General features: G+C 34.5%; 17 protein-coding genes and 1 riboswitch. Of the genes, 15 read left to right on the top strand and 2 right to left on the bottom strand.

The features are described 5' to 3' along the window. The first annotated feature begins 114 nt into the window (after positions 1-114). Together BK580_RS15850 and BK580_RS15845 are read left to right on the top strand one after the other, a co-directional pair. The gene (locus tag BK580_RS15850) at positions 115-1,137 is read left to right on the top strand and encodes a YkvI family membrane protein (protein WP_078381282.1); all 1,023 of its coding nucleotides are present in this window, start codon (positions 115-117) and stop codon (positions 1,135-1,137) included. Between the two features lie 40 nt (positions 1,138-1,177). Continuing rightward, the gene (locus BK580_RS15845; RefSeq protein WP_078381281.1) at positions 1,178-1,672 is read left to right on the top strand and encodes a LiaI-LiaF-like domain-containing protein; all 495 of its coding nucleotides are present in this window, start codon (positions 1,178-1,180) and stop codon (positions 1,670-1,672) included. Positions 1,673-1,737: 65 nt separating this feature from the next. Here BK580_RS15845 and BK580_RS15840 read toward each other — a convergent pair whose 3' ends face one another. Continuing rightward, complete coding sequence (locus tag BK580_RS15840; protein WP_078381280.1) at positions 1,738-2,355, bottom strand: CPBP family intramembrane glutamic endopeptidase; 618 nt, start codon at positions 2,353-2,355, stop codon at positions 1,738-1,740. 146 nt (positions 2,356-2,501) lie between these two features. Here BK580_RS15840 and BK580_RS23930 point away from each other — a divergent pair, with 146 nt between their 5' ends. The 10 genes from BK580_RS23930 (at position 2,502) to BK580_RS15795 (ending at position 8,935) form a co-directional block, all read left to right on the top strand. Next, positions 2,502-2,624, top strand: a complete 123-nt coding sequence (locus BK580_RS23930) for a DUF6254 family protein (RefSeq protein WP_235864057.1) — start codon at positions 2,502-2,504, stop codon at positions 2,622-2,624. Positions 2,625-2,807: 183 nt separating this feature from the next. After that, positions 2,808-3,572 carry a hypothetical protein gene (locus BK580_RS15835; RefSeq protein WP_078381279.1) on the top strand — a complete coding sequence of 255 codons (765 nt, stop codon included), beginning with the start codon at positions 2,808-2,810 and terminating at the stop codon, positions 3,570-3,572. Positions 3,573-3,588: 16 nt separating this feature from the next. Continuing rightward, entirely contained in the window at positions 3,589-4,047 is a 459-nt protein-coding gene (locus BK580_RS15830; protein ID WP_078381278.1) for a hypothetical protein, read from the top strand. Between the two features lie 137 nt (positions 4,048-4,184). Then, positions 4,185-4,230: riboswitch (PreQ1 riboswitch) on the top strand. Positions 4,231-4,355: 125 nt separating this feature from the next. Next, positions 4,356-5,024, top strand: a complete 669-nt coding sequence (gene queC, locus BK580_RS15825) for a 7-cyano-7-deazaguanine synthase QueC (protein WP_078382798.1) — start codon at positions 4,356-4,358, stop codon at positions 5,022-5,024. Then, positions 5,021-5,461 carry a 6-carboxytetrahydropterin synthase QueD gene (gene queD / locus BK580_RS15820; protein WP_078381277.1) on the top strand — a complete coding sequence of 147 codons (441 nt, stop codon included), beginning with the start codon at positions 5,021-5,023 and terminating at the stop codon, positions 5,459-5,461. Before queC ends, queD begins: the two co-directional genes overlap by 4 nt. A gap of 1 nt (position 5,462) precedes the next feature. Next, positions 5,463-6,182, top strand: a complete 720-nt coding sequence (gene queE / locus BK580_RS15815; RefSeq protein WP_078381276.1) for a 7-carboxy-7-deazaguanine synthase QueE — start codon at positions 5,463-5,465, stop codon at positions 6,180-6,182. Between the two features lie 27 nt (positions 6,183-6,209). Further along, a complete protein-coding gene (gene queF, locus BK580_RS15810; RefSeq protein WP_078381275.1) occupies positions 6,210-6,707 on the top strand; it encodes a preQ(1) synthase in 498 nt (165 codons plus the stop codon). A 90-nt stretch (positions 6,708-6,797) separates the two neighbouring features. Then, positions 6,798-7,805 carry a DUF3231 family protein gene (locus tag BK580_RS15805; protein ID WP_078381274.1) on the top strand — a complete coding sequence of 336 codons (1,008 nt, stop codon included), beginning with the start codon at positions 6,798-6,800 and terminating at the stop codon, positions 7,803-7,805. A gap of 66 nt (positions 7,806-7,871) precedes the next feature. Next, the gene (locus BK580_RS15800; protein ID WP_078381273.1) at positions 7,872-8,540 is read left to right on the top strand and encodes an oxidoreductase; all 669 of its coding nucleotides are present in this window, start codon (positions 7,872-7,874) and stop codon (positions 8,538-8,540) included. An 80-nt stretch (positions 8,541-8,620) separates the two neighbouring features. After that, positions 8,621-8,935 carry an AbrB/MazE/SpoVT family DNA-binding domain-containing protein gene (locus tag BK580_RS15795; protein WP_139364917.1) on the top strand — a complete coding sequence of 105 codons (315 nt, stop codon included), beginning with the start codon at positions 8,621-8,623 and terminating at the stop codon, positions 8,933-8,935. A gap of 95 nt (positions 8,936-9,030) precedes the next feature. On the opposite strand, the gene BK580_RS15790 is transcribed toward BK580_RS15795, so the two are convergent. Next, entirely contained in the window at positions 9,031-9,213 is a 183-nt protein-coding gene (locus BK580_RS15790) for a YkvS family protein (RefSeq protein ID WP_078381271.1), read from the bottom strand. Between the two features lie 393 nt (positions 9,214-9,606). Between BK580_RS15790 and BK580_RS15785 the strand changes: the two genes are divergently transcribed. From BK580_RS15785 to BK580_RS15775, 3 genes are all read left to right on the top strand, one after another. After that, positions 9,607-9,801 (top strand): hypothetical protein, encoded by a 195-nt coding sequence (locus BK580_RS15785; RefSeq protein ID WP_078381270.1) that lies wholly within the window; start codon positions 9,607-9,609, stop codon positions 9,799-9,801. Positions 9,802-10,452: 651 nt separating this feature from the next. After that, entirely contained in the window at positions 10,453-10,779 is a 327-nt protein-coding gene (locus tag BK580_RS15780; RefSeq protein WP_078381269.1) for a hypothetical protein, read from the top strand. Between the two features lie 287 nt (positions 10,780-11,066). Next, complete coding sequence (locus tag BK580_RS15775; RefSeq protein WP_078382797.1) at positions 11,067-12,503, top strand: spore germination protein; 1,437 nt, start codon at positions 11,067-11,069, stop codon at positions 12,501-12,503. The last annotated feature ends 19 nt before the right edge of the window (positions 12,504-12,522 follow it).

Genomic DNA, 12,522 nt, shown 5'->3' with positions numbered 1-12,522 from the left:
AAAAACTCGTCTTTCCTTCCTGCTTGTCTCATATACATGTGACAAGCAGGTTTTTTCATTTTATGTTTTATTGAAGATGAGCGCTTAATAAGACGGGTAAAGGGTGGGGCGCGATTGAATAGGAGCTGGCTCGGGGCGTGTCAAATAGGTGCAGTTTACGTAGGAACAATAGTAGGTGCAGGTTTTGCAACCGGAAAAGAAATAGTCCAGTTTTTTACTCAATATGGTTGGATAGGTTTTTTTTCTATTCTAATTAGTGGATTTTTATTTATTTGGCTTGGGACGAAAATGATGTTAGTAGCTAAACGAATTCAAGCAACCTCTTATAAGGAGTTTAATGAATATTTATTTGGAGTAGCAACAGGCACAGTTGTTAATTTATTTATGTTAGTTATTTTAATCTGCGTTGGAGCAGTGATGCTTTCAGGTGCAGGTGCGGTTTTTGAAGAACAGTTAGGATGGCCCTTTCAGCTAGGTCTGATTTTAACGATTGGATTAGCAGTTCTCGTAGTGTTTTTTGGAGTTAAAGGGTTGGTGGGTATAAATGTTATAGTGGTCCCTGTTATGGTTGTCTTTAGTATGATTATTGCAGGGAATGCTTTAGTCGATCATGGTTTAAGCTTTTTAGCTTTATCTCCTCAACAAGATGCGTGGAAAGGATGGATATCTCCGATTACTTACGTGGCATTTAATTTAGCCATGGCTCAGCCAGTGTTAGTTCCTTTAGCTACAGAGATAAAGGATGATTGGGTCATAAAACGAGGTGGCCTTATTGGTGGTCTGATTTTATGTTTTATTTTATTAACATGCCACATCTCTATCGCATCACTTCCGAACTTTCAGTCGTTTGAAATACCAATGGCGGAGGTCGTAAAGCTAAGTATGATCTCTTTTTTTGGTATTTATGTATTTGTGATATACGGAGAAATATTTACATCCGTTGTTAGTGATATTTTCGGGTTGCAAAGACAGCTTGAAAGCATGTGGAATGTACCTCGGTATCTAATTACGATTGTTCTTATCACAATAATTTATATGATCAGCCAAATTGGCTATGGTAGTCTTATCGAGCACTTATATCCATTGTTTGGTTATGTAAGTATTGCTTTCTTAATACTCTTAATTGTGAGAAAATAAAACACGAGTAAAAGCTAAGCAAAAAAGTTGAGGTGGCTATATGGAAAAAGGAAAGGTATTTAGTGGGTTGTTATTAATTTTCATGGGAATTGTCTTTTTGTTACAGACATTAGGTGTGTTTGTCATTTCGTGGGGCCATTTTTGGCCATTATTCATTTTAGTTCCAGGTATTATTTTTCATTTATCTTTCTTTTTAAGTGGAGCCCAAAAAAGTATGGCTGGTCTACTTGTACCTGGTGGAATCCTTGTTATTATTGGACTTTTATTCTTTTTTGAAATTGCAACTAGTTGGTCGTATAGCCACGCAACATGGCCGATTTATTTGTTTGCTGTCGCATTTGGTTTATTTGAACTTTGGTTTTTTGGTACGAGAGAAGTTGGTTTATTAATCCCAGTATTGATCTTAACGGTACTTGGAGTATTCTTTATAATAGAACAATTTATCGCTTTTCCAATACAACATCTATGGCCATTAATTTTAATTGTGGTAGGTCTATACTTATTAATTGGTAAAAATAGAAGGGAAGGGGCATAACTCCTCTTCCCTTATCTTACTAGAACCTCTAAATATAAAGAGTCTTAATGGAAGCAAAATAAAGTTTAAAAGTTGAGTGGAAATAGCATAAGTAACCAAAGATCGAAGGCTAAGTGAGAAATAATTACTAAAGGTAAAGATTTCTTCCACTCATATAACGCCCCCCAAACCATTCCCGCTGTTGCTGCCGCCGCCACTAACATGAGATTTCCAGTCCAAATATGAGCAATGGCGTAAAAGCAAGCTGCAAGAACGATCCCCTTTGCTCCATGAAAAACGTGCACCATTTGAGATTGGATATAGCCTCTCCAAAATATTTCTTCACCGGGAATGATGATGATCAGGATTAATAAGTAGTGCCACCACTGAGTTGGTCCAACGATGCTATATAACTCTTGAACCTGTTCAAGAAGTGGTAGGTTTAAAAGCTTCAGTAAAAGATAGGCAACAAGAAATACACAATAAAGTAAGGAACCAGAAAGTAAACCGTAAAAAATATGTATTGTTTTTAAGGAGTGGTCGGCTACTTTTAGACAGTTACTTTTTATACTAATGTAGATAAGGATACTTAATGATAGGGGGAAGAGTATCCAGAAATATAAAGAAAATTGAAAGCTAACTCCAATCATCAAATTGGCAAGAAGCCATACACATAGCATTTTACTTAGCTGTTTCATTTTCATTTAAACACGTTCCTTTTTGACATTTTCACAAAGTCTTCAAACTAAAAGCTTTATGATAATTGTAGCAGATTGATACTAGGAAAAACGAATAATACCTGTTGGATTAACAAAAGATAAAGATAAGTTTAGTTGAAAGGAGTATATAGATGACACAATCAAAGAGTCAGCAAGAAAGACAAAGAAAAGTAAGAAAACAATCTCAAAATGAACATGGTAAAGTGAAGAGTTTTGATCAATTAGCTGAAGAAGCTGGTAAAAATAAAGAATAGGTATTATGACGAATTATAAGTTTGCATTAAGCACTTTCCAACAAACAGGAAAGTGTTTTTCTTATTTTTTATAGATGTATTTTAAATAAATCTTTTTAGAGGAAACCCCTTGCTTTTTGCATATATAAAGCTTTTTCAAAGCATACTATGGGAAGATATTACAGAGAAAGAGGAGAATGCTTGTTGGAAAAGCCATATGAAAAAAAGCGGTATACTGCCATTATTAGTCCAATAACTACAAGCATTCTTCATTATCGAAAACCCTTTGTGGTGGCATGGTGGGCGGCTGCTTTCCCAGGATTTGGTCATTTTATGTTATCTAAGTATATAACCGCCTTTATATTGATTACTTGGGAAGTTGTAATGAATAATGCTGCTCATTTAAATGAAGCGATTTATTTAACCATGATTGGTCAATTTAGTCAGGCGAGTGAAGTCTTGGACCAACGTTGGATTATACTTTATGTATGCATGTACGTATTTTCAATTTGGGATAGTTACAGACTTACAATAGAAATGAATAAGTATTTTATGATGGCAAATCGAGAGGATTTCCCCATTTTAATAAAAAACACTAATTCACTTGAAATAAACTTGCTAGAAAAGAAAAGACCAATATTGGCGCTTTTTTGGTCTCTCCTAACCCCAGGGCTTGGGAGCCTTTATGTTACAAGGATATTATCTGTTGCCTTTATTTTAACGTGTTGGCTCATCATTACCTATCAGGCAAATGTTTTTCCAGCTATTCATTATACATTAATAGGAGATTTCCAAGAGGCAAGAGATGTTCTAGTACCTCAATGGCTTTTGTTTATACCTTCTGTTTATTGTTTTGCTGCTTATGATTCCTATATTAGTGCAGTAGAAATCAATAAATTAATTGACAGATATATGACTCGGGAGTTAAAGAAAAAGTATCAGGCATTGGAGTTTAAAATGCCGATATAGAAAAGGGATGGAAGTAATGTACATTTTCGCCACTTTTAAATGCAATATGGAAATGGAACTTACATTACGTGAATTAGAAGATCTAGGTCTTGAAAAGGACCAAATTCTAGTGATTCCATTAAATAAAGTAAAATATCCAACGAAATTGATTGACTCGATGCATCGATCGGATGGAAGAAGTTTAATGGATTTATCTGCGATATTTGGTATCATTTTTATGTTATTAGGAGTAATTTATGGTTTTATATTCTACTTAGGTCCTGTCCTTTGGGGGCTTTTCGGTTTGGTTTTTGGTTTGATTGCTGGTTTCTTAATTGATTATTATTTAACCAAAAAAAGTGAAAAAAACATGAGAAAAAGAGAAGCTGTTGCAGACTTTGTACTGATGATTTATTGTACTAAAACAAAACTGGAGAAAATTGAAAGTGTACTATGGAAAAACTTAGCATTAGGGGTAGGGGTATTAGAGAGGTGATACTATTATGAAAATAGTAAGATGCTTCGAGAAATGAATTTCTGCTAAATTGAAAGCAAAAGATAGTAGCTTGTTTCTATGAAATATGATATAGTAACAAAGTTAAATTTAATAAATTCTACGTCCAGACTATGGTCATAGGAGAGGTTCTAGCTAATACCCTCTATAAAAAACTAAGGATAAAAACGCAAACTATATTCCTTAGGATATAGTTTTTTTTATTTTTCTACGTATTGCGCTAGCCTCAGTAAGTAAGGTGGCGTTTTTTCTATTATATATGAAAAGTTTGTAAGGAGAGATTTGAAATGATGAAACAAGAAAAAGCAGTGGTGGTATTCAGCGGTGGTCAAGATAGCACGACTTGTTTGCTTTGGGCGTTACGTGAATTTGCAGAAGTGGAAGTAGTGACTTTTCACTATGGACAGCGCCATGAATTAGAAATCGAATGTGCCAAAAATATTGCTACAGAACTTGGAGTAAAGCATCGAATATTAGATATGTCATTGTTAAGTCAGCTGACTCCTAATGCTCTTACACGCTCAGATATTGAGATTGAAGAAAAGGAAGGAGAGCTTCCAAGCACCTTTGTAGATGGGAGAAACTTGTTGTTTTTATCATTTGTAGCAGTGGCTGCTAAGCAAATGGGAGCAAAACATATCGTAACAGGTGTATGCGAGACTGATTTTAGTGGCTACCCAGATTGCCGAGATATATTTATTAAATCTATGAATGTAACACTTAATCTTTCTATGGACTATCCTTTTGTTATCCATACGCCACTAATGTGGCTAAACAAAGCGGAAACATGGCAGATGGCTGATAAGTTAGAGGCCTTAGATTTTGTGAGAACGAAAACGTTAACCTGTTATAACGGGATAATCGCTGATGGTTGTGGAGAATGCCCTGCATGTAAATTAAGAAAACGAGGACTAGATGACTACTTATTAATGAAAGAAAAAGGAGTTGTATCAAAATGATGCAACAAATGTATCCCCAAGTTTCACATGATTATCAATATGAATTAAATAAAGATATGCATATTGCTGCTGCTCACTATATCCCATCTGATGCTGCTGGAAAATGCAAACAAGTACATGGTCATACGTACTTTGTCAATGTAACGGTTGCGGGTGATGACCTTGATGAGGCAGGTTTTCTAGTGAATTTTAAAGTGTTAAAGACAATTTTACATGATAAATTTGATCATACTATTTTAAATGATCATGAGGATGTATTTGATGCGACAAATCCCAATTTTTTCCCTACCACTGAGGTAGTTGCAAGAATAATGTGGGAATCCATTGAAAATCATTTAAGAACCCTTCCTAATAAGCCGACATGTCTGCAACTGTTTGTGAGAGAAACACCAACTAGTTATGTCGTGTATCGTCCGAAGAAGGGGAATAAGAATTAAAATGAGTACAAAACTTCCAGTGTTAGAAATTTTCGGACCAACCATTCAAGGAGAAGGGATGGTCATTGGGCAAAAAACGATGTTCGTACGTACTGCAGGATGTGATTATCAATGTTCTTGGTGTGATTCTGCTTTTACTTGGGATGGAAGTGCGAAAGATGATATACAGCTCTTGTCTCCTGAGGAGGTTTGGAGTCAACTAAAGGAAACTGGTGGAAATGCTTTTAACCATGTAACCATATCTGGTGGAAATCCAGCGTTATTAAAAAATATGGGACAGCTCGTAACACTTCTACACGAAAATGGCATAAAAGTTGCACTAGAAACGCAAGGAAGCAAATGGCAGGAATGGCTAGTAGATATTGATGATTTAACTATTTCCCCAAAACCTCCAAGTTCATTAATGCAAACAGATTTTGTGATTCTAGATAATCTTTTACAAAAAGTAAACCAATCGAAAGTATCTTTGAAAGTTGTAGTGTTTAACAAAGAAGATTTAGCCTATGCAAAAAAAGTACATCAGCGCTATCCGCATATCGCATTCTATGTTCAGGTTGGGAATGAGGATACAGTAACAGCGAACAACGATAACCTTGTAAGTAAACTACTTACTCAATATGAATGGCTAATAGATGAGGTAATGAAAGATTGTGAGCTGAACAATGTACGGGTTTTGCCACAACTTCACACGTTAGTCTGGGGAAATAAAAGAGGAGTTTAACCTATTATTCTTAAAGGAGTGTTATAAATGTCAGGAAGAAAAGATCATGAACTAGAAGGGGTAACTTTACTTGGCAACCAAGGTACAAGCTACCTATTTAATTATTCTCCAGATGTGTTAGAAACATTCGAGAATAAACATCCAAACAGAGATTACTTTGTAAAGTTCAATTGCCCAGAATTTACAAGTCTATGCCCAAAGACAAACCAACCAGATTTTGCAACCATTTACATTAGTTATATCCCGGGCGAGCTTATGGTAGAAAGCAAATCGCTAAAGCTATACTTATTTAGCTTCCGTAATCATGGTGATTTTCATGAAGACTGTATGAACATCATTATGAACGATTTAATCAAATTAATGGACCCTCGCTATATTGAAGTCTGGGGTAAATTTACGCCACGTGGTGGAATTTCCATTGATCCTTACACGAATTATGGAAAACCAGGAACAAAATATGAGGAAATGGCGCAATATCGTCTAATGAATCATGACCTATACCCCGAGACTATTGATAATAGATAATTTTTGGACACAACGTAAAGTTGTGTCTTTTTTTTACTAAAAAATCCCGAAGTTGAAAATAATACATAGGGAAAAGAAGGAGGAGACTTAATGTCTAATGAATCGATGAAATTATCATGTGCGGAAATTAGCACGCTCTGGACGTTATACATAAATAATTCAATGTCTGTATATGTATTAAGATTTTTTTTAGAATACGTGGAAGATACTGAAATAAGGAAGCTGATTGTACAAGCATATGAAATTGCATCTAATAATGAAGAAGAATTAAAACATGTTTTCTGGAAGGAACAAGTTTCATTACCTATTGGCTTTTCAGAAAACGATGTGAATTTACAGGCACCTAGACTATTTTCTGATACATTCAAATTATCGTATGTTTTACAAATGGCCAGAATTGGTTTAGTTACATACGGTGGTTGCTTGGCCTCTGTATCTAGAAAAGATATCCGAAATATGTATTATGGATTTTTAAAGAGAACGATGGATATTTTCCAAGATGCAACAGATCTAATGTTAGAAAAAGGATTATTTATCAAAAAGCCATTCACTGCTATATCTCATAAGACTGAAATGATTGATAGCACAAAATATTTTAGCGGAATCAATCCATTTGTTTATAAAAGAACGTTAAATACAATTGAAGTGGCACATTTAAGTATGAATATTGAAACAAATCAAATAGGGATGATGCTGTGCACCGCTTTTTCACAAACTGCAATGGATGAAGAAGTTAGGGAATTCATGAAAAAAGGAAAACAATTAGCAAAGAATCATATTGGCACTTTTTTTAATGCGTTGATAAAAGAGGATGTACAAGCTCCAATGTCATCTGATTTTTCAATTTCTGCTTCCACCATTGCTCCTTTTTCTGATAAATTAATGATGCTTCATATTAGTGTAATGACAGCAGCAGGGATAGGTAACTATGCAACATCAGCTGCAGCAAGTCAAAGAAGTGATCTTGTAATTAAATATGAGAAATTATCAGCAGAAACAGCATTACTTGCAAAAGAAGGTGCGGATTTAATGGTTAAGCATCGTTGGTTGGAAAAGCCACCTACCACAGCAGACAGGAATCGTTTATCAGATAAATAATATTATTTGTAGAAGAGACAAAGATTTGATATAAAGATAGTAACAAAGAGAAGAGGAGAGACTAGGATGGATAATGGGAGAACCGCACTAATTTTGGGATCGTCTGGATTAATAGGCAGCCACCTAACAGAACAACTTCTGAAAAATCCAGATTACAAAAGGATAACTGTTCTGGTAAGGAAACCAACAAACAAGGAGCATTTAAAGTTGCAGGAAGTAGTTGTGGATTTTGATGATCTAGTTAATTTTCGTGAGTATTTTCAAGTAGACGAAATGTATATCTGTTTAGGAACGACGAGGAAAAAAGCTGGATCAAAAGCTAATTTTAAAAAAGTTGATTATGATTATGGAGTAGAAGCAACACACATAGCAAAGGAACAAGGAGTGAAGAAACTAGCTGTTGTATCTGCAATAGGGTCCAATTCGAAATCAAGGTTTTTTTATAATCAAGTAAAGGGGAAAATGGAAGAAGCTGTTGCTGAAGTCGATATATCTGCTACATATTTATTTCGACCTTCCTTATTACTTGGAGAACGTGAAGAAGTTCGAACAGGTGAAAAAGTGGGAGAATTGCTAGGGAAAATGATACAACCTCTATTGAAAGGAAGACTGGAAAAGTATCAATCAATAGAAGGTAAGACAGTTGCAAAGGCGATGATAGCCTTTATGAAAAAAAGTAGATCTGGTGTCCATATTGTAGAGTCAAACCTAATTCAGAAAATAGGGAGTATTTAGGAGTGATTTTTTGTTTTGGTAAATATCGTTTTCTTTTTGTAGTTAAAGGGAATATATTTAAAAAAATAGGAGTGTCCACTATGTGTCATTATAATGAACTTAGGCGAATTCGAAAATCTGGACATTTAACCATTCCCAAAATAATTAGAGAGCAACTAGAAATTTCCGATGGCGATGTCTTAATGATAATGGAAAAACCTCTTGGATTAGTGATGAAGCCAATAGACGATGACCATGTCTATAATGAATCTGTCGTATCAAACAATGGGAAGGTAAATATCCCTGTTGAAATCAGAAGAAATTTAAATATTAGTGAAGAAACTCATTTTAGCGTTAAGCTAGATAAAGATAGTTGTGCAGTTGTGCTTGATATTTTGGAGGAGGAATTGGGTTAAGTGGGGCAAAAAGAATATAGAATTCAGGAATAGGGAAGCTGTTTAAATCCAAAGCAGGCTTCCCTTGTTTTATTACTTGGTATATCTAAGTCCGTTTAATAATGTTTAACTACTTTATAGTTCTTATGGTTGACGACAGTTCTCTGTTCTAATTCTAAATCACGATAATTATTCATATACGTCAAATCCACTATGACTGAGTTTTCATTTACCTTTTCGACTATACCCTGTAGACCTTCTTTAAATTCAATTATATTCCCTACTTCTGCTTTTTTCATCTTTTCTCTCCTTAAATGATATTGATCCATTAAGCATAAGAGCTAATGGTATTTATGGTGGATACAAAGAATGGAAATTTAAAAAGTAATTATATACATTTTGCATTATTTTTATTAAAACGTAAATAGTTTAAAGTTGTTTTTTCTAAATTTTCTTTTAATTCAAAACTGTAGTAGATAAGTTATTGTGTAACAACTTATACCTCTTAGGCATAACTTATATTGAGTATAGATTTGCAAGAAGCAAATTTACTCTAATCATTTTATTCCTTATCCCCCATGGAATCCCTTCTCTAAAAAAGGAGGGTTTTTTTCTTTTCAAATGGCTTTATTTCTGAAGTAATACTATTATTATAAGAGTGAATGGACGAGTAATGGAATGAGGTGTAACTTATGAATGAGACATTAGCAGCAGAAATTCTAGATAAACTAAAGAATGGTGAACTGCAGCAATATTTAGTAACGAAAGAGGACTTTATGGAATTTCGAAAAGTTTTGGTATCTAGAGATGACTTTAAGCACTTTCGAGGCGTAGCCAGACATAATGGAGAAGTCATTTATCAATATATGAAAGAAGCACGCAGTTGAAACTTGTTCTCTTGCTTTAAAATTAGGTTCGGTTTAAGTACAGCAGTGTTTAACAGAGTCTATAAATAAAGAACAGCGGGATTGAGAGAATCCCGTTGTTTTTGTTATATTTTAGACTTTGCACTATACACCGAGGCCTTGCAAGAACACTGTTCAAGCTATAACACCTACAACCCACGTGATTTCCTCTATTTTCTTGTTATTTATAAAACATTCTACTAGCCATTTCCTTTGATTTTCTGTAAGATTTTGAGTATAGACTTCAAGATTTTTTTGAATATAAATCGTAGCAAAAGGCAATGATCAGTATGCAAAGGTATTTGAAGTCACATTTTGTCTCTCTTTTTATTTCTTTTTTGAAGAGTTTAGTAATTTTCCACGATCACAGGAATATGCATAGGAAGTAAATGAATGGTATGATTAATTATTAGAGTAATTTGGTCTCACATCTTTTTTGAATTTGTTTCATTTAGAAAAACTAGATTTTCTTAGTTCCCCGGTATGCATGTAAAATGTTTGTATCTGTTTGTCACTTCGCATTATGGTTGGTTTCTGTAATATGGAAAGAATTATATTCCAAATTGGATTATGAGGCATATGGAGGTTACCTATAGCTAGTCAGGAAGAATTTATAATAAAGGGGTAATTACCATGGAATATAAAAAAGAGGATAAGCTAACTAATCAATCCATGTATCTATGGAAAAATGAACAGGAACAAACGGTTCAAGGGTTTTTACTTTTTCCGGAGAATGTTCCAGATATTCAGTACATAAAGAAACTACTTCGTCATATTTATATGGCAAAGGAAACTATAAAGATGTCTATCTGGTTTGAGGGAGATGTCATTCAGATAACCGGACGCATTCAATCTTTCCGTTATAAAGCAAATAAGTTAACGATAAAAGATTTAGATAAAAATACTTATCATATTAGAATTTTTGATGTAGTGGAGATTATAAGAAGACCATATAGATAGATTTTATTCTGAAGAGTCCTTAACAGGGCTCTTTTTTTGTTGAAGATGATGTTTTGTATTAAGTTCAGGCGATGTTTTTTTTCAAACATTTGTCTTATTTGATTAGTATTAAGGAACTAATTGTATATTCATCAATATTCTAGGAAAAATAAAGAAGCGGAAATATCTTCAGAATCGATGGAGGAGGATTTGGATTGAAAAATTTCTTGAAGAGTTTATTTAAATCTAATTCAAAATCTAAATCTGATTCGGGTAAAGTAGAAAGTTTAACGGTTCTTGAGCTTTTAATGCAAATGGAAAAGTCAGCGGATTTTTTGAGATTTGTAAATCGGACAGATGATGGTAGCAAAAAAGTTTGGGTGAACTACTATTACACGCTAATTGATACGAATCTCTTGCATAGAGATATCTTACATACAATCTCGACTAGGCCATGGAATACATTAGAAGATTTAAAAGATATTCTGCCTATAGAAGTGTTAACCATCTCTTCAGATCCAAATGAAATTAGAGAGAAGCTACTTTCAGGATTCTTGTTTATTCAAATTCATGGAAATGATCATAAAGGAATACTAGTACGTTCTGAATTTGTTCAAACTCGTTCAGTTTCTCTACCAGAAGTAGAATTCAGTGTTATTGGTCCTAAAGAATCCTTTGTAGAAAACGTCGATTCAAATATGAATTTAATAAGAAGAAGGCTAAAAACACCAATGTTGACCGTAGAGCAAAAAGAATTGGGTACCATTTCTAGGACAAGAATTGCAATCTTGTATATGGAGGGGATTGTCAATAAAGATAATGTAGCTACCGTGAGGGAAAGACTGGACGAAGTACAATTTGATCATATCAATGATAGTTCTTATATTTCACAATTAATTTCTGATAATGAACATACAGTCTTTCCGTTACTTTTAGATACAGAAAGACCCGATCGAGTCGCGTCTGCTTTAACAGAGGGAAAAGTCGTCATCATGGTTGACGGTTCTCCCCACGGCCTCATTGGACCCACAACACTTGTGGAATTTTTCTCTTCCTTTGAGGATTATTATTTAAGTTATTGGTTATCATCTTTTTTTCGGATAATCCGTTTATTCGGGGTTGCATTTTCTATCTTGGTCACACCGGTTTATGTGGCGGTTTTAACCTATCACTATGAACTAATTCCAAAGGATTTATTAAGCACATTAATTTCTTCGAGAAGAGAGGTACCACTTCCGCCTATATTGGAAGCTGTCTTTCTTGAACTGACAATTGAGTTACTTAGAGAGGCTGGAGCACGTCTTCCGACTAAAGTAGGTCAAACAATCGGTATCGTGGGCGGGATTGTAATCGGAACAGCTTCTGTGGAGGCTGGTTTAACAAGTAATGTATTGTTGATTATTGTCGCGCTAGCAGCACTTGCTTCCTTTACAACCCCAGTATATAAGATGGGTAATACGATTCGTTTACTACGATTTCCGTTTCTATTATTCGCAGAGCTTTGGGGGCTACTAGGGATTGTATTTTGCTTTTGTGTATTAGCAGCCCATTTACTTAGATTAACCTCTTTAAATAGGCCGTATTTAGAACCAATTTATCCACCAAGGGTTCAGGATATGAAAGATGCAATCTTTCGTTTTCCTTTTTCCTTTCAAACACAACGTCCTAGTCAATTGCGAACACAGAAACCACATAGAATGGTTAAGAAAAACAATAGGAAGAAAAAGGATATTGATGTAGAGTAGCAAATAGAAAGGAGGCAGT

It is taken from the genome of Sutcliffiella halmapala (assembly GCF_002019665.1).
Taxonomy (GTDB): Bacteria; Bacillota; Bacilli; order Bacillales; family Bacillaceae_I; genus Sutcliffiella_A; species Sutcliffiella_A halmapala.
The sequence above is the reverse complement of the archived record's forward strand: the minus strand, read 5'-3'. Positions and strand labels throughout refer to the sequence as shown.

What these genes read in the sequence shown, in the direction of transcription:
- BK580_RS15805 (WP_078381274.1), top strand. Translation starts at nt 6,798, where the DNA reads ATGTCTAATGAATCGATGAAATTATCATGTGCGGAAATTAGCACGCTC.
- BK580_RS15795 (WP_139364917.1), top strand. Translation starts at nt 8,621, where the DNA reads ATGTGTCATTATAATGAACTTAGGCGAATTCGAAAATCTGGACATTTA.
- queC (WP_078382798.1), top strand. Translation starts at nt 4,356, where the DNA reads ATGAAACAAGAAAAAGCAGTGGTGGTATTCAGCGGTGGTCAAGATAGC.
- BK580_RS23930 (WP_235864057.1), top strand. Translation starts at nt 2,502, where the DNA reads ATGACACAATCAAAGAGTCAGCAAGAAAGACAAAGAAAAGTAAGAAAA.
- queE (WP_078381276.1), top strand. Translation starts at nt 5,463, where the DNA reads ATGAGTACAAAACTTCCAGTGTTAGAAATTTTCGGACCAACCATTCAA.
- queF (WP_078381275.1), top strand. Translation starts at nt 6,210, where the DNA reads ATGTCAGGAAGAAAAGATCATGAACTAGAAGGGGTAACTTTACTTGGC.
- BK580_RS15780 (WP_078381269.1), top strand. Translation starts at nt 10,453, where the DNA reads ATGGAATATAAAAAAGAGGATAAGCTAACTAATCAATCCATGTATCTA.
- BK580_RS15785 (WP_078381270.1), top strand. Translation starts at nt 9,607, where the DNA reads ATGAATGAGACATTAGCAGCAGAAATTCTAGATAAACTAAAGAATGGT.
- BK580_RS15800 (WP_078381273.1), top strand. Translation starts at nt 7,872, where the DNA reads ATGGATAATGGGAGAACCGCACTAATTTTGGGATCGTCTGGATTAATA.
- queD (WP_078381277.1), top strand. Translation starts at nt 5,021, where the DNA reads ATGATGCAACAAATGTATCCCCAAGTTTCACATGATTATCAATATGAA.
- BK580_RS15775 (WP_078382797.1), top strand. Translation starts at nt 11,067, where the DNA reads ATGCAAATGGAAAAGTCAGCGGATTTTTTGAGATTTGTAAATCGGACA.
- BK580_RS15790 (WP_078381271.1), bottom strand. Translation starts at nt 9,213, where the DNA reads ATGAAAAAAGCAGAAGTAGGGAATATAATTGAATTTAAAGAAGGTCTA.
- BK580_RS15845 (WP_078381281.1), top strand. Translation starts at nt 1,178, where the DNA reads ATGGAAAAAGGAAAGGTATTTAGTGGGTTGTTATTAATTTTCATGGGA.
- BK580_RS15830 (WP_078381278.1), top strand. Translation starts at nt 3,589, where the DNA reads ATGTACATTTTCGCCACTTTTAAATGCAATATGGAAATGGAACTTACA.
- BK580_RS15840 (WP_078381280.1), bottom strand. Translation starts at nt 2,355, where the DNA reads ATGAAAATGAAACAGCTAAGTAAAATGCTATGTGTATGGCTTCTTGCC.